At 67.1% G+C, this 21,603-nt stretch carries 23 protein-coding genes; 6 read left to right on the top strand and 17 right to left on the bottom strand.

Annotation, left to right across the window (positions count from 1 at the left end):
- Window positions 1-28: 28 nt before the first annotated feature.
- From FRZ32_RS04165 to FRZ32_RS15185, 11 genes are all read right to left on the bottom strand, one after another.
- Window positions 29-1,933, bottom strand: a complete 1,905-nt coding sequence (locus FRZ32_RS04165) for a tetratricopeptide repeat protein (RefSeq protein WP_147042319.1) — start codon at window positions 1,931-1,933, stop codon at window positions 29-31.
- Window positions 1,930-3,294 carry a PEP-CTERM-box response regulator transcription factor gene (gene prsR / locus FRZ32_RS04160; RefSeq protein WP_192901872.1) on the bottom strand — a complete coding sequence of 455 codons (1,365 nt, stop codon included), beginning with the start codon at window positions 3,292-3,294 and terminating at the stop codon, window positions 1,930-1,932. Before prsR ends, FRZ32_RS04165 begins: the two co-directional genes overlap by 4 nt.
- The gene (gene prsK / locus FRZ32_RS04155) at window positions 3,291-5,354 is read right to left on the bottom strand and encodes an XrtA/PEP-CTERM system histidine kinase PrsK (RefSeq protein WP_147042318.1); all 2,064 of its coding nucleotides are present in this window, start codon (window positions 5,352-5,354) and stop codon (window positions 3,291-3,293) included. Before prsK ends, prsR begins: the two co-directional genes overlap by 4 nt.
- Window positions 5,354-6,742 carry a TIGR03013 family XrtA/PEP-CTERM system glycosyltransferase gene (locus tag FRZ32_RS04150; protein WP_147042317.1) on the bottom strand — a complete coding sequence of 463 codons (1,389 nt, stop codon included), beginning with the start codon at window positions 6,740-6,742 and terminating at the stop codon, window positions 5,354-5,356. The genes prsK and FRZ32_RS04150 overlap by 1 nt, the downstream gene beginning before the upstream one ends.
- 116 nt (window positions 6,743-6,858) lie before the next feature.
- Entirely contained in the window at window positions 6,859-7,953 is a 1,095-nt protein-coding gene (locus FRZ32_RS04145) for a hypothetical protein (RefSeq protein WP_147042316.1), read from the bottom strand.
- Window positions 7,954-8,032: 79 nt separating this feature from the next.
- Window positions 8,033-9,541: an aldehyde dehydrogenase family protein gene (locus FRZ32_RS04140; RefSeq protein ID WP_279379214.1), complete on the bottom strand. Its 1,509-nt coding sequence runs from the start codon at window positions 9,539-9,541 to the stop codon at window positions 8,033-8,035.
- 14 nt (window positions 9,542-9,555) lie between these two features.
- On the bottom strand, window positions 9,556-10,218 hold the full coding sequence (locus FRZ32_RS04135) for a glutathione S-transferase family protein (RefSeq protein ID WP_147042315.1): 663 nt from the start codon (window positions 10,216-10,218) through the stop codon (window positions 9,556-9,558).
- 225 nt (window positions 10,219-10,443) lie between these two features.
- Complete coding sequence (locus tag FRZ32_RS04130; protein ID WP_158635826.1) at window positions 10,444-10,746, bottom strand: PilZ domain-containing protein; 303 nt, start codon at window positions 10,744-10,746, stop codon at window positions 10,444-10,446.
- Window positions 10,747-10,844: 98 nt separating this feature from the next.
- A complete protein-coding gene (locus FRZ32_RS15420; RefSeq protein ID WP_192901871.1) occupies window positions 10,845-11,012 on the bottom strand; it encodes a hypothetical protein in 168 nt (55 codons plus the stop codon).
- 880 nt (window positions 11,013-11,892) lie between these two features.
- Window positions 11,893-12,231 (bottom strand): SKP1 family protein, encoded by a 339-nt coding sequence (locus FRZ32_RS04125; protein WP_147042313.1) that lies wholly within the window; start codon window positions 12,229-12,231, stop codon window positions 11,893-11,895.
- A 91-nt stretch (window positions 12,232-12,322) separates the two neighbouring features.
- Entirely contained in the window at window positions 12,323-12,478 is a 156-nt protein-coding gene (locus FRZ32_RS15185; RefSeq protein ID WP_158635825.1) for a hypothetical protein, read from the bottom strand.
- A 196-nt stretch (window positions 12,479-12,674) separates the two neighbouring features.
- Between FRZ32_RS15185 and FRZ32_RS04120 the strand changes: the two genes are divergently transcribed.
- Window positions 12,675-12,959, top strand: a complete 285-nt coding sequence (locus FRZ32_RS04120) for a hypothetical protein (protein ID WP_147042312.1) — start codon at window positions 12,675-12,677, stop codon at window positions 12,957-12,959.
- 104 nt (window positions 12,960-13,063) lie between these two features.
- Here FRZ32_RS04120 and FRZ32_RS04115 read toward each other — a convergent pair whose 3' ends face one another.
- From FRZ32_RS04115 to FRZ32_RS04105, 5 genes are all read right to left on the bottom strand, one after another.
- Window positions 13,064-13,261 (bottom strand): hypothetical protein, encoded by a 198-nt coding sequence (locus tag FRZ32_RS04115; RefSeq protein WP_147042311.1) that lies wholly within the window; start codon window positions 13,259-13,261, stop codon window positions 13,064-13,066.
- A 74-nt stretch (window positions 13,262-13,335) separates the two neighbouring features.
- Window positions 13,336-13,542 carry a cold-shock protein gene (locus FRZ32_RS04110; RefSeq protein WP_147042310.1) on the bottom strand — a complete coding sequence of 69 codons (207 nt, stop codon included), beginning with the start codon at window positions 13,540-13,542 and terminating at the stop codon, window positions 13,336-13,338.
- 76 nt (window positions 13,543-13,618) lie between these two features.
- Window positions 13,619-13,792: a hypothetical protein gene (locus tag FRZ32_RS15180; RefSeq protein WP_158635824.1), complete on the bottom strand. Its 174-nt coding sequence runs from the start codon at window positions 13,790-13,792 to the stop codon at window positions 13,619-13,621.
- Between the two features lie 595 nt (window positions 13,793-14,387).
- On the bottom strand, window positions 14,388-14,555 hold the full coding sequence (locus FRZ32_RS15415) for a hypothetical protein (protein ID WP_192901870.1): 168 nt from the start codon (window positions 14,553-14,555) through the stop codon (window positions 14,388-14,390).
- Between the two features lie 317 nt (window positions 14,556-14,872).
- Window positions 14,873-15,097, bottom strand: a complete 225-nt coding sequence (locus tag FRZ32_RS04105) for a hypothetical protein (protein ID WP_147042309.1) — start codon at window positions 15,095-15,097, stop codon at window positions 14,873-14,875.
- Window positions 15,098-15,256: 159 nt separating this feature from the next.
- Here FRZ32_RS04105 and FRZ32_RS04100 point away from each other — a divergent pair, with 159 nt between their 5' ends.
- The 4 genes from FRZ32_RS04100 (at window position 15,257) to FRZ32_RS04085 (ending at window position 17,680) form a co-directional block, all read left to right on the top strand.
- On the top strand, window positions 15,257-15,628 hold the full coding sequence (locus FRZ32_RS04100; RefSeq protein ID WP_147042308.1) for a hypothetical protein: 372 nt from the start codon (window positions 15,257-15,259) through the stop codon (window positions 15,626-15,628).
- 99 nt (window positions 15,629-15,727) lie between these two features.
- Window positions 15,728-16,153 carry a hypothetical protein gene (locus FRZ32_RS04095; protein ID WP_147042307.1) on the top strand — a complete coding sequence of 142 codons (426 nt, stop codon included), beginning with the start codon at window positions 15,728-15,730 and terminating at the stop codon, window positions 16,151-16,153.
- Window positions 16,143-16,634, top strand: coding sequence for an ImmA/IrrE family metallo-endopeptidase (locus FRZ32_RS04090; RefSeq protein ID WP_147042306.1), 492 nt, complete (start codon window positions 16,143-16,145; stop codon window positions 16,632-16,634). Before FRZ32_RS04095 ends, FRZ32_RS04090 begins: the two co-directional genes overlap by 11 nt.
- Window positions 16,634-17,680: a beta family protein gene (locus FRZ32_RS04085; RefSeq protein ID WP_147042305.1), complete on the top strand. Its 1,047-nt coding sequence runs from the start codon at window positions 16,634-16,636 to the stop codon at window positions 17,678-17,680. The genes FRZ32_RS04090 and FRZ32_RS04085 overlap by 1 nt, the downstream gene beginning before the upstream one ends.
- Before the next feature lie 30 nt (window positions 17,681-17,710).
- Here the strand turns inward: FRZ32_RS04085 and uvrA are convergent, their stop codons facing one another.
- Window positions 17,711-20,719 carry an excinuclease ABC subunit UvrA gene (uvrA, locus tag FRZ32_RS04080; RefSeq protein WP_147042304.1) on the bottom strand — a complete coding sequence of 1,003 codons (3,009 nt, stop codon included), beginning with the start codon at window positions 20,717-20,719 and terminating at the stop codon, window positions 17,711-17,713.
- A 122-nt stretch (window positions 20,720-20,841) separates the two neighbouring features.
- On the opposite strand from uvrA, the gene FRZ32_RS04075 reads away from it, so the two are divergent.
- Window positions 20,842-21,603 carry a hypothetical protein gene (locus tag FRZ32_RS04075; protein WP_147042303.1) on the top strand — a complete coding sequence of 254 codons (762 nt, stop codon included), beginning with the start codon at window positions 20,842-20,844 and terminating at the stop codon, window positions 21,601-21,603.

Genomic DNA, 21,603 nt, shown 5'->3' with positions numbered 1-21,603 from the left:
ATCGATCCGGCCTCCTCTCGTCCGGACGCTAGCCCCGGCGGGCCTGTTCCAGCCGGCTGCGGATCGCGGCGTCCGAAGGGGCGCCGCGCGCCGCCTGCTGCAACAGGACGAGGCCACGGGCGCGGTCCACGCCGCTCTTGAACAGGATCCAGCCGAGCGTGTCCGCCGTCGCGGGATTGTCGCGATCGAGCGACCACGCCCGCCGAGCGAGCGGGATTGCGCGCCCATAATCGCCCTGCTCGGAATAGGCCCAGGCGAGATTGTTGAGGATGGTCGCGTCGTTGTTGCCGATCCGGACACGCAGCGTCTCATAAACGCGCGCCGCGTTGGCCCAGTCCCCGGCCTGCATCAACCGGCCGGCGCGCAGCGTCAGTGCGGGAATGTTCTGCGGATTTTCGCGCAGGAACAGCGCAAGCACCTGATCGGCGGCGGCAGCCTGGCCGGACCGCTGCAGCGCCTCGATCAGGCGCAGCGCGACCGGCTCGGTGAATTCGAGATTGGCTGCGCGGCGATATTGCTCGGCGGCGCCCGCGAAGTCGCCCTGCGTTCCAAGCGCGTCGCCGAGCAGGATGGCAGGTTCCGGCGCGCCCGGATTGGCGGCGGCGAGCCGCCGCGCGCGCGCCAGTGCCTCCCCGCCAAGCCCTCGGGCGAGCAGCGCCGACACCAGCCGGACCTGCGTGGGGCCATTGTCGGGATCGCGTTCTGCCGCCGCGCGGACGGCCGCGAACTCCTCGTCGCTCAGCGGCTGCAGCGCGGCGAGGGAACCCTGCTGCGGCATCGCCGCCCGGGCGAGGTAACGCGCCGCGCCCGCCGCGTCGCCGGATCGCGCGAGCGCCTGGCCGATCAGGGTCAGGCTATAGCTGTCCGCGTCGGCGAGGTCGGCGATCGGCCGCAGGGCGGCGATGGTCCCCGCCGCATCGCCGGAGCGCCACCGTGCCAGCGCGAGCAGGCGCCGGGCCTTGCGGTTGCCGGGCTGATTGCTGATGAGCTGGCCGAGCCGGTCGGCGGCCTGGCTGTCATTGCCGAGGCCGAGATCGATCACGCTGGCGAGCAGCTGGCCCGCCGGCGCGCCTTCGAACGCACCGTTGGTGCGCGCGTAAAGATCGCGCGCCAATGTCCAATCGCGGGCGCGCGCGGCGAGCACGGCCTGGAGATAATAAGCGGTGGCGTTGCCGCCGGTCAGCTGGTGCGCCTGGCGTGCGTCGGCCAGCATGTCGCGCATCCGCCCCATGTCGCCATAGGTCGCCGCGCGATCCAGCAGGGCGGCGAGATTGTTGCGATCGATCTCGAGCGTACGGTCGAACCAGGGCAAGGCGGCGGCGAGCCCGTACTGGCTTCGGGTCAGCTCGCCGCGAAGCACCAGGGCATCGGTGTTGCGCGGTTTCAGCGCGACGGCGCGGTCCGCCGCCTGGAGCGCGCCGCCAAGGTCTCCGTTGGCGCGGCGAAAACGCGCGAGATCGGTCCAAACGGCGCTGTCCTCGGGAGCGAGGGCAAGCGCGCGGTTGAACTGGATGAGGGCGTTCGCACCGTCGCCGAGCGCCTGATAGGCGCGGCCCATGATCCGCGCCGCCGCCGCGCCGAAGGCCGGGGCCGCGCCGGCGGCCTCGCCGATCGCAGCGCGGGGATCGCCCTGAAGCAGCTTCGCCTCCGCGAGCAGATGCGCGGTGTCGGCCGCCGGCGCGCCGTTCTGCCGGGCTCGGGCGATCTCGGCCTCCGCGCCGACACCGTCGCCGGCGGCAAGATCGATCCGGGCGAGCACGATCCGGGCCGCGCGATCGCCCGGATCGAGCTGGAGCGCGTTCATGATCTCCACCTTCGCGGTCGACATGTCGCCGGATTCGAACGCCGCCAGCCCGCGCTGATACGGCGTCCCCGCCCGCCCGGAGCAGGCGGCCAGCAGGATCAGCAGCGCAAGGAGGGCGCGCTGCCTCAAGGCTGGAGTCCGTATTGCTTGAGCAGGTCGTAGAGGGTCGGCCGGCTGATCCCGAGCAGCTTCGCTGCGCCGGAGATATTGCCCTCGGTCTGGGCGAGCGCCTTGCGGATCGCGCGGCGATCCGCCTCCTCGCGAGCCGTCTTCAGGTTGACCGGCAGGGCGTCCATCGCCTCGGCCGGCAGATCGAGATCCTCGGCGGTGACGAGCTTGCCGTCGGCCATGATCACCGCGCGCTTGAGGCGGTTTTCGAGTTCGCGGATGTTGCCGGGCCAGCCCCACGCCTCGATCGCCGCCAGCGCGCCCGGCGCGAATCCCTTCACCGCCGGGTTCATCTCGCGCGCGAAGCGGCCGAGGAAATGCTTGGCGAGCAAGGCGGCGTCGCCGTGGCGCTCGGCAAGGCTCGGAATCCTGACGACGATCTCCGCGAGGCGATAATAGAGATCGTCGCGGAACGTGCCCGCCGCGATCATCGCGTCGAGATCCTGATGGGTCGCGCATACGATGCGGGTGTCGACCGCGATCGGCTTGCGACCGCCGATCCGCTCGATCACCCGTTCCTGCAGGAATCGCAGCAGCTTGACCTGAAGCGGCAGCGGAATGTCGCCGACCTCGTCGAGGAACAATGTCCCGCCATGGGCGAGCTCGATCTTGCCCTCGGTCGTCTTGATCGCGCCGGTGAAAGCGCCCTTTTCATAGCCGAACAACTCGGCCTCGAGCAGGTTTTCGGGGATCGCCGCGCAATTGATCGCGACGAAGCCGCCGCCGCGCCGCCGGCTCGCCTCGTGGAGGCCGCGGGCGAGCAGTTCCTTGCCGGTCCCGCTCGCGCCGAGCAGCATGACCGAAACGTCGGTATTGGCGACGCGCTCGATCGTGCGGGCGACCTTCAGCATCTCCGGCGCCGCCGTCACCATCGTGCCGAGCACGGTGCGGTCCTCGCCGACCCGGCTTTCCAGACGCCGGTTCTCGCTCTCGATGCCGTGAAGCTGGAATGCGCGGCGGACGATGAGGCCGAGCTGATCGATGTCGACCGGCTTCTGGTAGAAATCATAGGCGCCCGACGCGATCGCCCGAAGCGCGCTTTCCCGCGCGCCGTGGCCGGAGGCGACGATCACCTTGGTCTCGGGCTTCAGCGACAGGATCGTCTCGAGCGCGGCGAAGCCTTCACTCACGCCGTCGGGATCGGGCGGCAGGCCAAGATCGAGCGTGACGACGGCAGGTTCGGCCGCGCGGACGATATCGAGCGCGCCGGCGCGGTCGGCCGCGACCAGCACCTCATAATCGTCATAGGCCCAGCGCAGCTGGCGCTGGAGGCCTTCATCGTCCTCGACGATCAGGAGCTTTGGCTTGACGGGCATGTTCATGCGCGCATCCGTTCATAATAAAGCGGGGATTGGCTGGCGGCGCCGGGCAGGATCAGGGTGAACCTCGTTCCTTCGCCGACGACGCTGTCGACCTCGATCCGGCCGCCCATGGCGTGGATGAGCTCGCGGGCCTCATAGGCGCCGATTCCGAAGCCGGTCTCCTTGGTCGAGGCGAAGGGCTGGAACAGCCGATGGGCGACGAAATCCGGCGCCATCCCGCAGCCGTGATCGGCCACCTCGATCGCGACGTCGCCGCCGCTTTCATAGGCGCGAAGCTCGATCGGCTGGTCCGGCCCGCTCGCGTCGATCGCGTTCTGGACGAGGTGGGACAACGCCTGCTCCAGCCCCGCCGGCCCCGCCATCGCCGCGAGATGGACATCGCCCTCGATTCGGAACGCGCGGGTCCGGCGGCGCGGGCCAGCCACCGTCTCGATCACGTCCATCACCCGGATCGCCCGCGCCGGATCGGCCTCGCGCGCGGCGCCTGGGGAGAGGCGGGCGAGCAGATCGTTCATCTTGCGGACCGAAGCCTGGAGCGTCGCGATCATGTCGGCGCGGAAGTCCGGATTGTCGGCATGTCGCTCGGCATTGCGGGCGACGAGGGAGAGCTGGCTGACCAGATTCTTGATGTCGTGCATGATGAAGGCGAAGCGCCGGTTGAATTCGTCGAATCGCCGCGCGTCGGCCAGCGCCTGCTGCCCGCGCGCTTCGGCGATATAGCTCGCCGCCTGGATACCGGCGGTGCGAAAGAGATCGAAATCCTCCCAGTCGAGCGGGCGCCGGTGCGGCGGATGTTCGAGGAGGACGAGGCCGAGGAGCCGCCCGGAATGGATCAGCGGAACGCCCGCCCAGGCACCGGCTTCGGCGAGCCACGCGGGCACCGGCGGATCGTTCTCGCGTCCGCGCGGCGCGCTGAAATCGATCACATAGGCGTCGGCTTCGACATGACGGATGAGGTCGGCGCCGTCGTCGCCCACCGGCGCAAGGCGAAGGGCGGAGTTCCAGCGCGGCCCCGGGGTCAGCCGCCGGCCGTCGGTGAGCAGCATGACGCCGCCGGGCGCGCCGCCGATGTCGGCAATCGCCTTCACCACCCGCTCCTCGAGCGTCGCATCGCCGTCCCCCTGCCGGCCGACCGTGTCGGTGAAACGAAGCCATTCCTCACGATAGTCGTAGCGATGTTCGAAGACGTGCTTGGCCAGCATCACGCCGAGCCATCCGCGGGCCCGCGCCGATGGGAGAAGGATCAGCGCTGCAAGCGTCATCGCCGCGACCAGCCCGATCTGGGCGGCCCGCGCCCAATCGCCGCCGACGATCTCCAGCGCGCGCGCCGCCGACATCATCACGATGAGGTAGGAGAGGATCGCCACCACCGAGACCGACTGGAACGTCGCGGCGCGCGACAGCTGCACCTTCCAGCGCGGATTGTCGCGCAGCCCCAGCGCGAACAGCGGGGCGAGCAGCGCCGCGATCAGCCCTCGCAGGGCGAACAGGCCGGCGGTCTCGCCATGCATGAAATAGGCGACGGTGTAGAGATGAAGGTCGAAGGCCCACATCGCGGCAAGCGCCAGCATCGGATAGCGAAGCTGCCCGCGCGAGGCCGGGGCCGCCTGGCCGTAGAGGTTGTGGACCAGGATCAGCGCGCCCGACGCGATGGTGAGGCCGAGCACCTGGGCTGTCGCGGTCAGCGCCGCAAAAGCCGTCGGGAGATTGCGGAATCCGGGAATGATGCCGCCGACGACGATCTGGAGCCCGATGACGGCCGCCACGGCCGCATAGACGGCCTTGACCCCTCCGCGGCTCTCCTCGCCCTCCTCGGCCGGCATCAGGCCGTACATGAAGGCGAGGAAGGCGAGATTGCGGCCGCTTTCCGCGAGCCGGGACAGGAGATCGTAGGGACCGAGCAGGCCGGCGAAGATCGCCCAGACCGCGAGCACCGCGAATGCCGTGATCAGCGGCCGGCTCGCCGCATCGCCGGTCCAGCGGCGCAGCTGGACGATCGCGAGCGCGCCGTAGAGCAGCGCGGCGAGCATGTGGCTCCACAGGCCGAGCAGCGCCGTCATCAGCGCGCGCCCTCCGGCCACAGGATCACGCGCGCGGTCTGCAGCAGGATCAGCAGATCGAGGAAAGGCGTGTAGTTCTTGGCGTAATAGAGATCATATTCCAGCTTCTCGCGCGCATCCTCGATCGACGCGCCATAGGGATAGTTGATCTGCGCCCAGCCGGTGATCCCGGGCTTCACGACATGGCGCTCGGCATAATAAGGCAGGCGCGCCTCGAGATCGGCGACGAACTGGGGGCGCTCGGGCCGCGGGCCGACGAAGCTCATCTCGCCCTTGAGCACGCTCCACGCCTGGGGCAGCTCGTCGATGCGGACCTTGCGGATGAAGCGGCCGACGCGGGTCACCCGGGGATCGTCCTTCTGCGCCCACACCGCCTTGCCGCCCACTTCGGCATCGGTCCGCATGGAGCGCAGCTTGATGACCTCGAACGTCTCGCCATAGAGGCCGACCCGGCGCTGCCGGTAAAAGGCCGGGCCCCTGCTCTCCAGCTTCACCGCGATCGCCGTCGCGGCGATGACCGGCCAGGTGAGCGCGAGGATCATCACGCTCACCGTGATGTCGAACAATCGCTTCGCCATCCCGGAGAGGCGCCGCCCGGCCGAAAATCCGTCGGAGAAGATCAGCCAGGAGGGATTGAGGCTGTCGAGATCGACGCGGCCGGTCTCGCGTTCGAGGAAGGTCGAGAAATCGTTGACTTCGACGCCCGTCGTCTTGACCCTCAGCAGATCGGCGAGCGGGAGGGCATTGCGCCGCTCCTCGAGCGCCAGCACCACTTCGCTCGCGCCGACCCGCTCGAGATGGCGCGGAAGGCTCTCGATCGCGGCGCGGTTGACGGCCCCCTCCACCGCGCTTGGGCCGTCGTTCATGCCGACGAAGCCGACGACGGTGAAGCCGGCGCCAGGCCGGCGCGCAAGCTCCTGGATCCGCGCCGCGCGCGGCCCGGCGCCGAGCACCAGCACCCCGCGCCGGAAGCGGGGCCCACCCAGCCAGTCGCGAAGCGCGGCGCGCGCCCCGATCATCGCCGTGAGCGCAAGGCCGGTGGCGTAGAGCAGGCTGGATCGCCAGAAGGCGACCGGCGGGAAGGCGAAGAAGACGAGGCTGAGCAGCAGGATCCCGAACGCCGTCGCGACGATGATCCGCGCGGTGGCGAAGCGGACCGAATGGAGCGCCTGCGCGCCATAGACGCCGACCGCCACCATCGCGCCCTGCAGGGCCGCCGCGAAAGCGATCATGTTCGGAATGCGATCGACCACCGAGCCGCGCGCGAGGCCGACCTGCCAGAGGCGCAGCGTCCAGCCCGCCTCGGCGCCGGCGAGCAGCAGCACAAGGTCCATCGTCCCCAGCAGCAGCACCGCATAGGGCACATAATGTTTGAACAGCCGGATCACGCTTCAGCGCCTCCGGCCGTTCCCAGGAATGTCAAAGCCTCCGACACATCGGGGAGTGTCGGAGAAATTGACAAAGAAAGCGTGAAGGCGGGGTTCGGCGCCCGCCGGGCGGCCGCCTATTGCGCTTCGGCGATCGAATCCGGGGTCACCCGCCAGGTCCGCCCGCCGGAGGTCACCAGCAGCGGATGCCCCGTCCAGGCGGCGAGGAAGACGTGAATCTCGTTCGGCAGCTGATCGTCCGGGCCGCTGGCCGGAAGCGGCGAAGGCGCCGTGCCCGCAGGGGTCGCCGGCGGAACCAGGGCGACGCAGGCGCCGTAGCTTTGCACCTCCGCGATGTGGCCGTCGCGGTCGACGCGCGACCGGAAGTGGCCGCCGAGCGGGAAATGGCCGCGCGGCACAGCCGGGCTCATCTGATAGACGTCGATCGGCGCGTCGGGCGCTTCGGGCGGGATCACGAGGACGTTGAAGTCCTGGCCGGTGCAGGGATGGTTGCTCAATCCGTCGGTTGCGGCCCGCGCGGCGGCCATGCGGGCCTGGAGCGCCGTTAGCGCAGGGCGCTCGGCTGGATCGAGGAACGTCTCGCGCGAGACGGCGCGCGCGCCGAGAACGCTGACGCGATAGACCGCCTTCGGGCCGGCTTCAGCGGCGGCATAGAAGGTGACGAGCATTGCGTTGCCCTGCGGCTCCGCGATCCAGCCGGCGATGCCGGCCCCGTCCGGATCGGGCAAATGGGCCAGCATGTCCTGGCTGCCGACCAGGCCGGCGCGGGCGATCGCGATCATCGCCTGTCCGCGCGCAACGGTGCGCGCGATCTGCTGATTCTGTTCAGGATCGAGCTCGGCGCCGGGATGGCGCAGATAGGTCGGAAGGATCGGCGGATGCGCCTCGGGCGGCGTCGCCGCGGCGGGCTCGGCCGGTTCCGGTGCGGGCGCGGACTCCCCCGCAACCGGCGCCGCCTCGTCCGCTGCGGAAGGATCGGGCGCGGGCGGCTGGTCGCCGGCCGCGGGGGCCGCCGGCGGCGCCGGCGCGGCCTCGTCGCCGGCAGGCGGATCCTGCGCGTCCCGGAGGTCGTTCACCGTCTGGTTGAGATCGGTCAAACCGGACGTCGTGCCGGACTGGCCGGCGGTCGCAGGCGCCGGATCGGGCGGCGCATCCTGGGCGCTGGCGGAAGCCGCGGCAGCGGCGGCAAGAAGCAGGATCGTGAGACGCATGGCACGGACCTCGTCAATCGGTCCGTGCGGCATGGACCGGCGGGCGGCCGCGATCAAGCCGCCGCCCGCCGAGCCGCATTCAAAGCGCGATGGCGACCGTCTTGAGCTCGGTATAGGCTTCGATGCCGTAGCGCCCGCTCTCGCGGCCGAAGCCGGATTGCTTGAAGCCGCCGAAGGGCAGGGACGTGTCGGCTGCCGAGGAGGTGTTGCCCCACACCATGCCCGCCTTGAGCTTGGCGGCGAGCTTGTGCATCGCGGAGACGTCGCGGGTCCAGATCGACGCGGCGAGGCCATAGGGCGTGTCGTTGGCCGCCTTCGCGACCTCGTCGAGATCGTCGTAGCGCTGCGCCGCGAGGACCGGGCCGAAAATCTCCTCGCGCACCACCTTCATGTTCGGGTTCACGTCGACGAGCACGGTCGGGTTGACGAAATAGCCGTCACCCCCCGGCGTATCGCCGCCGGTCAGGACGCTCGCACCCTCCTTGCGGCCCGCCTCGATATAGGAAAGCACGCGATCGTGCTGCTCGGTGGAAACGAGCGGGCCCATCGTCGTGTCCGCGGCAAGGCTGGGGCCGACCTTCAGCTTGCGGGCATTCTCCGCGACCGCCTCGAGCAGATCGTCGAAAATGTCGCGATGCGCGAACAGGCGCGACCCCGCGATGCAGACCTGGCCGGCATTGGAGAAGATCGATCGCGCTGCGCCCGCCGCGGTCTTCGCGATGTCGATGTCGGGGAGCACGATGACCGGCGATTTGCCGCCAAGCTCAAGCGTCACGCGCTTCAGCGTCTCGGTCGCGTTGCGATTGATGATCTTGCCGACCTCGGTCGATCCGGTGAAGGCGACCTTGTCGACCTCGGGATGACGGACCATTCGATCGCCCGCCGTCTCGCCATTGCCGGTGATGATGTTGAGCACGCCGGCGGGGATGCCCGCTTCGGCGACCAGATCGGCGAGCCGCAGCGCGGTGAGCGGCGTCTGCTCGGCCGGCTTCAGCACGATCGTGCAGCCGGCGGCGAGCGCGGGCGCGATCTTCTGCACCGCCATCATCAGCGGGAAATTCCACGGGACGATCTGCGCGCACACCCCGATCGGCTCGCGGCGGACATAGGCGTGGACCGATCCGGTCGGCAGGCCCGACGGCTCGATATGCTCGCCGCTGAGCTTGGTCGCCCAGCCGGCCATGTAGCGGAGCGTCTGGACCGAGCGCGGCAGATCATAGCCCTGGCTGGCGCTGCGCGGCTTGCCGTTGTCGATCGATTCAAGCTCGGCGAGCTCGGGGATGTTCGCCTCGATCAGGTCGGCGAGCTTCTCGATGATGCGCTGGCGGGCATAAGGGGCGAGGCCGGACCAGCGCCCGTCGTCGAAGGCGCGGCGCGCGGCGGCGACGGCGCGGTCGACATCGGCATCGGACGCATCGGCGACCCGCGCGATTTCCCGACCGGTCGACGGATCGAAGACGGCGATCGTCCGATCATGGCTGGAATCCACCCATTCGCCGTCGATGAACAGCTTGGGCGCGCGCTGCAGAAAGGCCTGCACAGCCTCGCTATAGTCGGGCTGGGCGGAAATCCGGGTCATCTCGTTCATGTCTCTTCCTTGCGTCAGGCCAGCATCTTGCGGGCCGATTCGATCCTGCTTTCGTCGCTCGCCTCCGGCCGCGGCGGGACGGCGAGCCCGCGCTGCACGGCGGGGCGGGCGGCGATCGCGTCCATCCACCGCTTGAGATGGTCGAGCCCGTCGATCGCGACGCCCGGCCATTCATGCACCCGCGCCCAGCAGAAATTGGCGATGTCGGCAATCGAATAGTCGCCCGCGAGATACTCATTGTCGGCGAGCCGGCCGTCGAGCACCTCCAGCAGCCGCCGGCTCTCGCGCCGGTAGCGGTCGATCGCGGATGGAAGATGTTCGGGGAAGTAGCGGGTGAAGACGTTGGCCTGGCCCATCATCGGCCCGAGCCCGCCCATCTGGAACATCAGCCACTGGACGACGCGGCTGCGTCCCTCGCGATCCGGGGGGATGAGGGCGCCCGCCTGCTCGGCCAGATAGAGCATGATCGCGCCGCTTTCGAACACCGCGAAGCCGCCATTGTCGCGATCGACGATCGCCGGGATGCGGCCATTGGGATTGATCGCGGTGAACCACGGCTCCTTCTGGGCGCCCGAGGACAGGTCGATCGGATGGACCTCGTAAGGGAGGCCGAGCTCTTCGAGCGTGACCGAGACCTTGTAACCGTTGGGGGTTGGCGACGTGTAGAGATCGATCACGGGATGCCTCCTTCGCGAATGGTTGCGAAGTAAGACTTATCGCCGCCGTTTCAACAGGCGGTCGGCCGGTCGCGCATCGGGCGGCTGGTCCTGCGGATCAGCCGATGGTCAGTTGAACCTTCCCGATGCGCCCCGCGCATCGGGCCGGCTGATCCGGGGGATCAGCCGATGGTCAGTTGAACCTTCCCGATGCGCCCCGCGCATCGGGCCGGCTGATCCGGGGGATCAGCCGATGGTCAACTCGCATCCGAAATTGAGGCCGAGCCGGCCGTCGCGGATCCAGCGCACGAAGGCATGGATCGGGCTGCATCCGTTGAAGCGGACGATCACATTCTCGCCGAGCCGGGGTTCGAGCTCGCTCTCGACCATCGCGCCCCGCGCCGAGATGTTCACGACCTGGACCATATGCACGCCGCCGCGGAAGAAGAGCGTCGCGCAGTCCACGAGCCCCTCGTGCCGCGATTCAAGACGCTGGTCGATCGTCCGCGCCTCGCGCCGCGTGATCATGTTGCCGGACAGCCGCCCCATTCGTTTCGCCTCTCTCACGAACATGGTGCGTATGACAGAGAAGGCTTACCGAAAGGTTGGCGTGGCCCGCGGCCCGTCCCATCGCAAGGTCGCGACGGTCAGCGCACCGTCAGTTCGATCGCGCCCGGCGGGGTCCGATAAGCGACAAGGCGGGCGCGGTAGAGATCGGCCAGGCGGCGATGGGCCTGCTCCGCCTCGATGGTCGATGCGGTCGATGCCCGCATCCGTTCCACCTGCTCCCGGTGGAGATAATAGTTCACGTCCATGGCTCTCCCTTTCCCGGTCGGGAGTGCTGCTCGCGAGTCGAGTCCCGGTGCGTCATCCATAGCACGGATCGGTGGCGCCGCCGAATCCGGACGCGATGGCGCAGCGGGCATCCGGTGGCACGCGGCGTTGTCACCGATCGTCCTATCACCCCGGGAAAGGGCTCGGCACGCCGGCGCGGCCCGCGCGAGCGAGCGACAGGAAGAGGCCGCGCATCGCGCCGCGACGGGCCTCTAACGGCGTCGCCGGCGTGGCGGCAGCGCGAAGGCGGGGCTGTGGAAGCGCTGGAGCGGTGGCGGCGGATTGGGGGGCCTTGCAGGCCCCGGGAAGGCCGCCGGTCGGGCCCAAAAAGTAATGGGGCCGGCATCGCTGCCGGCCCCACTTTCCGTCGGTCGGAACATAGGTCCGAAGACCCGATGCCCTTCCTCCGGCGGATCGGAAATCGATCGATCGCCTTGCGGCGTTCGGTCGCCTTCCTCTCGGGTACCCCGTCTCGCGGCATTGCTGCCGGTTTCGGGTCCCCATCGGATGCCACGCTCGCCTTTCGGTCCGCCTGACTTCCTTTCGCAAGATCGTCATCCGAAGATGTCGAACGTGCCGGACTCCTGTCTTGGAAAGTGGGTTCGGCCCGAAAGCCTCGCGCTTCTTCCTCGAAGGTCGCCCTTCCATCGCATCGGACCAGATTTCCCTTGCGGTTCCTCTTGTCTTCTGCTTTGGCCGCTGCCTCGGTGGACGCCATCCGTTTCCGGAGGAGGTCCGCCTACTGGCGGCGGACCTTTCTTGTGACTCCATCCGCCGAGTCGCCCCAAGCGGAATCTTGACCGCCCGGCCTGTGGATAACGGGGATATCGGGGATAAGCCGGCTCGGCCGCGCGGCCTTCTTCATTTTCCGCCGGGGGCAGCGGGGGCGCCGCCGCCGGGGACAATGCCCATCTGCGTCGCGCACTGCCGCACCGCCTCCATCTGCTCGGGCGAGTCGCCCTGCAGCCGGCGCAGCTCAGCGGCCGACTTCCCCTCCATCATCCGGTCGACGGAGCAGGAGCAAAGCCGTTGCCAGTCGACGCCCTGGGGCGCGGCCGGCGTCGCCCGGCTGGCGGCGACGCAGCTCGACACCGCGCTCTCGCGGAATGAGTTGCGGAACGCCTCGTCAAAGGCGCTGCCCTGGCCGCAGCCGGCCAGCGCGACGGGCAGGACGGCGATCAGGGCCGTGGCGATGCGCATGATGGAACCCCCTCTTGTGAGCGTGCCGTCATAGCAGAGCCGCGAAGCCCGCCAAAGCGGATCGGCGTCGGCGCGCGCGGCACGGGGCGGTTCAGCCCGGATTGGCCCAGCTCCCGTCGGTGACGTCGGTCGCGAAGGCATGGATGCGGTGGCCGTATCGTTCGCGATAATAGCCATGCCACATGCTCGCATCGACGACGAAGGCCACGATGAACAGCGCGAAGGCGGCCTTGAAGAAATTGCCCATGGTCCGGCCCTCCCTTCAGGGGCGCGAGGCCGATCATCCTGACGGAGCCTGGTTGATATTCCGCTAAGGGCGGGCGGAATGGCGCCCCTCGGCGGATCGAAACGCCTGTGAAACCAATGATTTGCGGAACCGGCCGAGCGCGAGGGGCGTTCGATTCGGCAGTGCCGTTCAGGGCATGAATCGATGGAGAGATCCGATGAACGAACAGAATAACGACCGCGAGCGCCAGCAACAGCAAGGTGGCCAGGGCGGCCAGGGCCAGCAAGGTCAGCAGCAGCAGGGTGGCCAGCAGGGCGGCCAGTATCAGGACTCGAACCGGCAGCAGCAGCAGGGCGGCCAGCAGGACCAGAACCGCGACCGCCAGCAGCAACAGCAGCAGGACGGCGATCGCAACCGTCAGCAGGGCCAGGGCCAGGACGATCTCGAGCGCGATCGCGGCGGCCAGATGGGCCAGGGCGACAGCGGCCAGCAGCAGCGCTGACGATCACGCCTTGCCGTGCGAGGAGAGAGGGCCGTCCGGGCGACCGGGCGGTCCTTTTTGCGTGTGTCGGAGCGCCGGAACCGCCCTTCGGCGGCGGCGCCGGATCAGTGATCGGCCAGCGCGGCCTTTCTCAGCTCCTGATCGGCGCGCAGGCGATCGGTGCGGTGGGCGCGATCGGCCATCACGTCCCAGGCCGCGGCGGCGCGCAGGCAGCGATCGCGCACATTGGCGAGCGCCGCCGCATCGGCATCGGCCCGGGCCTCGGCGGCGCGGGTGCGGCAGAAATCCTCATGCGTCGACATCTTGTCTCCTTGGCTCCGGCCCGGTCGGCCGGGCGGCGGGCTCTCCCCCGATGCGGGGGAGAGCCCGCTTCCGGTCAGGCGTTCTGCAGGTTGACGGCGCTGGTCTTGCCGCGCCGGTCCTCCTCGAGCTCATAGGAGACGCGCTGGTCCTGGACGAGCGTGTCCATCCCCGCGCGCTCGACCGCGCTGATATGGACGAAGGCGTCGTTGCCGCCTTCTTCGTTGGTGATGAAGCCGTAGCCTTTCTGGGTGTTGAAGAATTTCACTTTGCCGATGGGCATGATCACACGTTCCTTTCTGGTCGGGCACGCCTGGATTGGCGGGCCGCTTTTCGTGTTCGTTGAAATGACGAGGCGGTCAGCCAGCCGCCCGCGCGCGGCCGGCGGAGGCGGCGACGGGGGCGAAGGCTTGGATCCGTTCGCGATAGTGATCGGCGAGCAATTCGTGCGCGCGGCGTGATTGTTCGCACTCGGCCTGGGCGGCGCGCTGCCGCTCCTCGCGCTCGCGGCGGCTCAGATAATCGAGGTCCATGTCGGGCTCCCTTCTTGTGCAAGCGGGAGCGCGGGAAGAGCGGACGAACCGCCGATCGGAGCGGGGCGAACCCCGCAGGTCTCTCAGCCGCCGGCAGGCTCACGACTTAGTGAAGCCGGCGGTGCAAGCCTTGTAGCATGGATCAGCCGGGGCGCCTAATCCGGCGGAAAACCGGGCGGCGCGAGGCGCGGTGGCGTGGCGGCGCGTGGTTTTGCGAGGATTGCGCGTGCTTTCGCGAGGATCCGGCGAGGGCCCCGCGGTGCGCGCGGAGGCGCGGCGGGGGAAAGCGAGGCGCGGCGGGGGAAGGGGCAAGCCTTCGGCCACGCGAAGGCCCGGCGGCGATGGCGCGGTGGCGTGGCGATGCGTGGTTTTGCGAGGATCGCGCGTGCTTTCGCGGGGATCCGGCGAGGGCCCCGCGGTGCGCGCGGAGGCGCGGCGGGGGAAAGCGAGGCGCGGCGGGGAAAGGGGCAGACCCCCGGCCCGGCCGCGAAGGCCCGGCCGCGATGGTGCGACGGCGGGGCGCGGGGTACGGCCCAAGCGCGCCCGGATCGAGGCAGGCGGGCGAAGGCCCGTCGCCGCGATCCGGGCGGCGGCGTCAATCGCCCCTGTCGCCCTGGTTGCGTGGCTTGCTGGTCGCGGCGTGCCGGCGGCGATCGGCGGCGAGCGAGCGGCCGACATCGTCCGATTCGCCGAACCGCCCCTCATCGTCGCGCCGCACATAGCGCTTGTCGCCATTGGGAGAGATAAGCTTGCGTTCGGCCATGAGGATGCTCCTTTCGCCCGGCCCAACGAGCAGGCGTTGCGAACGATCCATGCAGGAATCCGCGCAAGTCCAGATGCTTAGGGAGGAAGAACCTGGACCGCCGCTACCCGAGTCCGTGCCCGTCCCGAATTTGGTGAGTGTCCCCGGAATTCCGATACTTCGTGAGCGAACAGAAAGCGCGTCTGCGTCAGAAGCCGCCGGTCGGAGCGGGGCATGCCCCGCTGTCTCTCAGGCGCCGCCGGGCTCACAAAAGGTGGAGGCCGGCGATGGGGAGTATGTAGCACGGAATGGGGTTGGGGCCTAATTTATTCTGAGAGTTAGGTTTTTCGCGCAGGCCGATGCAGGCAGATAAGTGCATTTAGTAAACTGGCACCGTAACCCTCGTCCCAGGCGGCGCGGAAATAGCCGGCATCCTCCCGGCCGTAGAGATCATAAGCGGTCTTGCGGGTGGTGCCGGCGGCGCGGGCCGCGTCGGTAACCGAACCGGTGGCGCGCAGGGTGCGGATGAAGATCGCAATCTTCTCCGGGGAATCCGCTGTCACCGTAATCCGCTGTCACCGTAATCCTAAACTCAAAGACCTGTCCCATCTTTGTACCAGTCGCGGGCATGAAGCTATGCCAAGCTAGAAGTTTAGTGATATTATCGGTGCTCGATCGTTTGGGGGGAAACGATGATCTCTGGAATCCTATTGAGCGCGACTATGCTGCTGTCCGCTCTGCCAGCCTCGGCGCAGCAACAGAACGCATGCATTGCCATCGAGGGTGCCCGGGTCGTTACCGAGGACGGCGACTATCTTGGCACCGTGGCAAGCCCATATGCCATGGACAGCATCTTCAATCGCTACGGCCGCTATGGGAGCAAGTATCAGTCCAACTCGATCTGGAATGACTACGGGCGCTTCGGGAGCGCATATTCGACAACTTCCGCTCGCAGCGAATATGCCAGCAGGCCACCTTTGCTCATCAAGAACCGCCAGGTGATCGGACGCCTGAGCACGAACCGCGGCCTCCAAGACGCGATCAACCCGGTGCTGCTCGGAGCCGTCTGCTATGACTACACTCCAGACGGCTGAGCGGGGCGCTGCTGGGTGTGATTTTGGATGGTTGGGATGTCGGTGGGCCATTGACGAAACTTGCCGTCGTTGCTATTTTGTTCTGGGAAGGGTGCGCGATTGAAGGGCGTTTTTAAATTTCTCGCTCTCGCATTTATAGCGGGCCTGTCGGGCGCGATCGCGACATTTATCTATCATATTGCTTTGGCTCGGGGAGCTACGCCCTCCTTAGATTTGAGCTATGTGGACTTCATCTCGATTACGCTTACCGCCTTGTCGCTGATGATAACAGTGCTCGGGTTCTTCGTGGCCGCAGCCAGCGTAATAGGGTGGACGACAATCGAAAATAAACTTCGTGATCATTCTGTTAGCTATTTCAAGGATCAATTGAAAAAGGATGGCCAATTAAGAACAGAGTTTGAGGGATTGATCGCGTCCATTGCTTACGAAGGAATAGAGAACTTCAAGCCGCACGAGCAGGAAAAAGAGGACGGAAAAGAGGAACCGGAGCAGAACGGAGAGACGGAATATAAAGATGAAGGTTAGCTACTATTCTCGCCTTTCCCCGGAACATATCTCCATCTTGGAGGAGTTCACGAAAGACGTTCCTGTGAAGGTGGGAGCGCTCGCGAAAGCGCTGGGGCTAAAGGTGGTCGTGGCGGCCCTGCCGCTCAAAATTTCGGGCCTTATCAAGCCGGATCCGGATGGGGGTTTTGTAATCAAGGTCAATCGGTTCGAGCCGAAAGAGCGACAGAGATTCACTATCGCCCATGAGATAGCTCACTTTTTGCTTCACAGAGATAAGATTCAGGCCGGAGTTGTTGACTCCGTTCTGTATCGTTCAAAACTGTCATCAAGGGTTGAGGCTGAAGCTAATCGCCTAGCTGCCGACATAATAATGCCTCTTGATAAGGTCAGTGAATTGTCAGCGGTCTATCGAACCCAGGGGGATCACCAAATTATTGCAACTCTAGCAGAAACGTTTCAAGTTTCCCGGCAGGCGATGGAAATACGCACGGGTGACTGATGCTCGCTGGGAAAACGTACGTACCGATCTTGCGTGCGAGAATTGCTGAGGTCGAGGCCTTCCGGCAACTGTCCGCCGAGGCCAAGGAACTCGTTTTCCCGATCTTTCTTTTGCGCCCATGGCCGAACGCCAATCACCTATCCTTAGCGGTTGATCGCATTGTGGAGGCTGCCGCAGGTCATCCTTTTGGGTTGGGGCTGGATCGGGAAAAGTACCTCGCGGGGAGCCCTAAGCCCGCCCAAGCTGAATTCGATGAGCTATTTTCTGATCACCAAGGCTATAGGGCGTACTTTGACTTCATTGAGGAAATTCCTGGTGCGGTGCCCGTGCTCCAGGCAACCACCAACGCCGACCAGTTGCTTCTTCAACTGGGGCGGGCGGAGGAGCTGGATCGCGGCCTGATTGTGCACCAGCAACGCGGGACAATGATCCCAATCACTCAGTCCGTAATAAGCCTACCCCCATTGCCACATGACACTATCTTTGTGGTGGATGCGGCTTGGTCCCGGGACGCGCTGCAAATGCAGGCTTGGGCGCTACCGGTAGCTCAAAACGTAGTGGCGCAGTTGCCTGATGCCGAGATCGTGGTGGCTTCAAGTTCATTCCCCGACAGCTTCGGACACATAATCGGGGATATGGAGGAACAGGCATTTGAGGGCCAGATATACGGGTCGGTCCGGCTGAATTTGCAAAGTGCAAATCTCACGCTCGGGGATTGGGGCAGCACCCGACCGTCGCAATCTGGAGGGGGCGGAAAAATCCCGTCTCGGATCGACATCCCGAGGCCGAACTCGTGGCAAATTTTCCGTGCCGATCCGGACGGCGACTATGGCTTTCTTGAGGTGGCTCAAGAGGCTACGACTCACCCCTGCTTCGCGGCCGTACCCGATTGTTGGGGTAAATTGCAGGTGGGTGCGACAGATGGAAATGGCGCCGGCATCACAGGCGTCAAGATGAACACCTCTTGCCGTATAAACATGCACATGACCATCAAATCAGGGGCATCCCACGGGATTGAGCAGGACGAACAGCCCTACCAAGACTAGAGCCTCCAACACCCTCGACCCGGCCTCAATCTACTCCGCCCCCTCCCGCTCCCGCTTAGGAGCCTTCGCCCGTGCCTTCCCGAGCTTGATCGCCGGCCCTGATTCCACCCGCTCCGACCGCGCCAGAATGTCCTTCAGATACTGCCCCGTATAAGAGCGCGTCTCCGCCGCCACATCCTCGGGCGTCCCTTCCGCCACGATCTCCCCGCCTTTGTCTCCGCCTTCAGGCCCAAGATCGATGATCCAGTCGGCGGTCTTGATGACTTCCAGGTTGTGCTCGATCACCACCACGGTGTTGCCCTGCTCCACCAGCGCGTGGAGGACCTCCAGGAGTTTCCGCACATCCTCGAAATGCAGGCCGGTGGTGGGCTCGTCGAGGATGTAGAGGGTCTGGCCGGTGGCGCGGCGGGAGAGTTCCTTGGCGAGCTTGACGCGCTGGGCCTCGCCGCCGCTCAGGGTGGTCGCCTGCTGGCCGACCTTGATATAGCCGAGGCCCACTTCCGCCAGCATCGCCATCTTGTCGCGGATCGGCGGGACGGCCTTGAAGAACTCGACCGCGTCCTCGACCGTCATGTCGAGCACGTCGGCGATGCTCCTGCCCTTGAACTTCACCTCCAGCGTCTCGCGGTTGTAGCGCTGGCCGTGGCAGACGTCGCAGGTGACATAGACGTCGGGCAGGAAGTGCATCTCGATCTTGATCAGGCCGTCGCCGCTGCACGCCTCGCAGCGGCCGCCCTTGACGTTGAACGAGAAGCGGCCGGGCTTGTAGCCGCGCGCCTGCGCCTCCGGCAGGCCGGCGAACCAGTCGCGGATATTGGTGAAGGCGCCGGTATAGGTGGCCGGGTTGGACCGCGGGGTGCGGCCGATCGGCGACTGATCGATGTCGATCACCTTGTCGAGATATTGCAGGCCGTCGATCTTCTCATATCGGCCGGCGGTGAGGCGGGCGCCGTTGAGGTGGCGCGCGGCCGCGGCATAGAGCGTGTCGATCGTGAAGCTCGACTTGCCGGAGCCCGACACGCCGGTGATGCAGGTGAAGGTGCCGAGCGGGATCGAGGCGGTCACGCTCTTGAGGTTGTTCGCGGTGGCGCCGGCGAGGGTGAGCTTCTTTCCCGTCCCCTTGCGGCGCCTTTCGGGGAGCGGCACGGCGCGGCGGCCGGTGAGATAATCGGCGGTCAGACTGTCCTTGCTGGCGAGCACGTCCGCCAGCGTTCCGGCCGCGACGACGCTGCCGCCATGGACGCCGGCGCCGGGGCCCATGTCGATGACATAATCGGCCTGGCGGATCGCATCCTCGTCATGCTCGACGACGAGCACGGTGTTGCCGAGATCGCGCAGGCGCTTGAGGGTGACGAGCAGGCGATCATTGTCGCGCTGGTGGAGGCCGATCGAGGGCTCGTCGAGGACGTAGAGCACGCCGGAAAGGCCCGAGCCGATCTGGCTCGCGAGGCGGATGCGCTGCGATTCGCCGCCCGAGAGCGTGCCCGAGGTGCGATCGAGGTTGAGATAATCGAGCCCGACATTGTTGAGGAAGCCCAGGCGCTCGTTGATCTCCTTCAGGATCGCGCGAGCGATCTCGTTCTGGGTATCGGTCAGCTTCTCGTGCAGCGTCTCGAACCATTCGAGCGCATGGCGGACCGAGCGGGCGGTCGCCTGGCTGATATGCTCGCCGGCGATCTTCACGGCCAGCGGCTCGGGCCTGAGGCGCGCGCCGTGGCAGACCTCGCAGGGCTGCGGCGTCTGATATTTGGCGAGCTCCTCGCGCATCCACGCGCTCTCGGTCTGGAGCAGGCGGCGGTTGAGGTTGGCGATGACCCCGTCGAACGGCTTCACCACCTCATAGGATTTGCGCCCGTCGATGAAGCGCAGCGTGACGGGGCGGCCGTGCGTGCCGTTGAGGATGATGTCGTGGATCTCCGCCGGGAGATCCTTCCACGGCGTCTCCATGCTGAAATCGAATTCGCGCGCGAGGCTGCCCAGCACCTGCATGTAATAAGGGCTGGGCGGGTTGGAGCGCGCCCAGGGCACGATCGCGCCCTTCTTGATGCTGAGATGCTCGTTGGGGACGATGAGTTCGGGATCGAAGAGCTGCTTTTCGCCAAGCCCGTCGCAGCCGGGGCAGGCGCCCTGCGGCGCGTTGAAGCTGAACAGCCTGGGCTCGATCTCCGCTATGGTGAAGCCGGAGACGGGGCAGGCGAATTTCTCGGAAAAGGTGATGCGGCCCGGCGGCGCGTGGGTCGCGAGCACATTGCGTTCGGAGGCTTCCTCCAGCGCTTCTGCGACCCCGGTGCGCTCGGCGCCGGGCGGGTCCTTCGGCGCCGGATCGGCCGGGTCGAGATAGACGAGGCCGTCGGCGAGCTTCAGCGCGGTTTCGAGCGAGTCCGCGAGGCGGGTCTCGATGCCTTCGCGCACGACGAGGCGATCGACCACCACCTCGATGTCATGCTTGTATTTCTTGTCGAGCGCGGGAGCCTCGTCGATGTCATGGAAGACGCCGTCGATGCGTACGCGGGTGAAGCCCGCCTTCTGCCATTCGGCGAGCTCCTTGCGATACTCGCCCTTGCGCCCCCGGACGACCGGGGCGAGCAGGTAGAGGCGCGTGCCTTCGGGGAGCGCCATGGTGCGATCGACCATCTGGCTGACGGTCTGCGCGGCGATCGGCTCGCCGGTGGCGGGCGAATAGGGGATGCCGACGCGCGCCCAGAGCAGGCGCATGTAATCGTAGATTTCGGTGACGGTCGCGACGGTCGAGCGCGGGTTGCGGCTCGTCGTCTTCTGCTCGATCGAGATGGCGGGGGAGAGGCCCTCGATATGATCGACGTCGGGCTTCTGCATCATCTCGAGGAACTGGCGCGCATAAGCGGAGAGCGACTCGACATAGCGCCGCTGCCCCTCGGCATAGATGGTGTCGAAGGCGAGGCTGGATTTGCCCGAGCCCGAAAGGCCCGTGATGACGGTCAGCGTCTCGCGCGGGATATCGACATCGACGTCCTTGAGATTGTGTTCGCGCGCGCCGCGGACGGAGAGATGAGTCAGCATAAGGGGCTGTCGTTCCAGATTTGTTCTAGCGATAATGGAGCGGGTCCGGGGCGTCAACGCGGACCCGCTGGAGATGGGGCCGCGGGCGCGATAAGGCAAGGCGGACGGCTGGGAGACGGGCGATGTGGTGGCTTGCGGCGATGCTGGTTCCGGCGGCGCCCGCCGTCGAGGCGGACCGGGCGGGAAACCATCTCGTCTCCTTCGCGGCGGTGGGGGAAGCTGGCGCCGATGCGCGCCATTGCACGCCCGACCGGCGTTGGTGCGCGCGGCTGCGCGCCGGCGGCGACAATGGCGGCTGGACGCTGGAGGTGACCGGCCCCGGCGCCGCTCCCACCCGCACGCTCGACCAGCCGGCGGACGAGGACGCGAGCGATTTCGCGATCCGCGACCATGCGGTGGAGCAGGCGGATGGCGCGCTGCTGATCGGAATCGAGTGGCGGCGCAGCGCGGGCTATTCGGGCGGCGGCGCGTCGGCGACGACGATGCAGCTCGTCCGCGTCGAACCCTCGGGCGATCCGGCACCGATGCTGGAGGTGCCGATCGCCGCGAGCAAGGACATCCGGGCCTGCTTCGGCGATCGCGACCGGCGCGCACGCCGCGACGCCTGCGCGGATCAGTATGAATTCTCGGCGACGCTGGCGCTCGATCCCGACACGACGAGCGGCCCGCCCCGCTTCATCCTGACGACGAACGCGCGGACCTATCCCGGGCGCCGGACCCTCGATTCCGATTCCACGACTGCGCCGCCGCTGAGGGCGCGCGATCTCGCCTGGTGGCGCGATCCCGCCTGTTCCTTTCGCCGCGTCTTCAGGTTCGACGCGGCGGCCGAGGGCTATATCGCCGACGCGCCACTGCCGGAATGCGCCGACTATCTCGAACCCTGA

It is taken from the genome of Sphingosinicella ginsenosidimutans (assembly GCF_007995055.1).
Classification (GTDB): domain Bacteria; phylum Pseudomonadota; class Alphaproteobacteria; order Sphingomonadales; family Sphingomonadaceae; genus Allosphingosinicella; species Allosphingosinicella ginsenosidimutans.
This window is presented reverse-complemented; position numbering and strand designations above follow the sequence as displayed.

What these genes read in the sequence shown, in the direction of transcription:
- prsR (WP_192901872.1), bottom strand. Translation starts at nt 3,294, where the DNA reads ATGAACATGCCCGTCAAGCCAAAGCTCCTGATCGTCGAGGACGATGAA.
- prsK (WP_147042318.1), bottom strand. Translation starts at nt 5,354, where the DNA reads ATGACGGCGCTGCTCGGCCTGTGGAGCCACATGCTCGCCGCGCTGCTC.
- FRZ32_RS04145 (WP_147042316.1), bottom strand. Translation starts at nt 7,953, where the DNA reads ATGCGTCTCACGATCCTGCTTCTTGCCGCCGCTGCCGCGGCTTCCGCC.
- FRZ32_RS04140 (WP_279379214.1), bottom strand. Translation starts at nt 9,541, where the DNA reads ATGAACGAGATGACCCGGATTTCCGCCCAGCCCGACTATAGCGAGGCT.
- FRZ32_RS04130 (WP_158635826.1), bottom strand. Translation starts at nt 10,746, where the DNA reads ATGGGGCGGCTGTCCGGCAACATGATCACGCGGCGCGAGGCGCGGACG.
- FRZ32_RS15420 (WP_192901871.1), bottom strand. Translation starts at nt 11,012, where the DNA reads ATGGACGTGAACTATTATCTCCACCGGGAGCAGGTGGAACGGATGCGG.
- FRZ32_RS04125 (WP_147042313.1), bottom strand. Translation starts at nt 12,231, where the DNA reads ATGCGCATCGCCACGGCCCTGATCGCCGTCCTGCCCGTCGCGCTGGCC.
- FRZ32_RS15185 (WP_158635825.1), bottom strand. Translation starts at nt 12,478, where the DNA reads ATGGGCAATTTCTTCAAGGCCGCCTTCGCGCTGTTCATCGTGGCCTTC.
- FRZ32_RS04120 (WP_147042312.1), top strand. Translation starts at nt 12,675, where the DNA reads ATGAACGAACAGAATAACGACCGCGAGCGCCAGCAACAGCAAGGTGGC.
- FRZ32_RS04115 (WP_147042311.1), bottom strand. Translation starts at nt 13,261, where the DNA reads ATGTCGACGCATGAGGATTTCTGCCGCACCCGCGCCGCCGAGGCCCGG.
- FRZ32_RS04110 (WP_147042310.1), bottom strand. Translation starts at nt 13,542, where the DNA reads ATGCCCATCGGCAAAGTGAAATTCTTCAACACCCAGAAAGGCTACGGC.
- FRZ32_RS15180 (WP_158635824.1), bottom strand. Translation starts at nt 13,792, where the DNA reads ATGGACCTCGATTATCTGAGCCGCCGCGAGCGCGAGGAGCGGCAGCGC.
- FRZ32_RS15415 (WP_192901870.1), bottom strand. Translation starts at nt 14,555, where the DNA reads ATGGCCGAACGCAAGCTTATCTCTCCCAATGGCGACAAGCGCTATGTG.
- FRZ32_RS04100 (WP_147042308.1), top strand. Translation starts at nt 15,257, where the DNA reads ATGCTGCTGTCCGCTCTGCCAGCCTCGGCGCAGCAACAGAACGCATGC.
- FRZ32_RS04090 (WP_147042306.1), top strand. Translation starts at nt 16,143, where the DNA reads ATGAAGGTTAGCTACTATTCTCGCCTTTCCCCGGAACATATCTCCATC.
- FRZ32_RS04085 (WP_147042305.1), top strand. Translation starts at nt 16,634, where the DNA reads ATGCTCGCTGGGAAAACGTACGTACCGATCTTGCGTGCGAGAATTGCT.
- uvrA (WP_147042304.1), bottom strand. Translation starts at nt 20,719, where the DNA reads ATGCTGACTCATCTCTCCGTCCGCGGCGCGCGCGAACACAATCTCAAG.
- FRZ32_RS04075 (WP_147042303.1), top strand. Translation starts at nt 20,842, where the DNA reads ATGTGGTGGCTTGCGGCGATGCTGGTTCCGGCGGCGCCCGCCGTCGAG.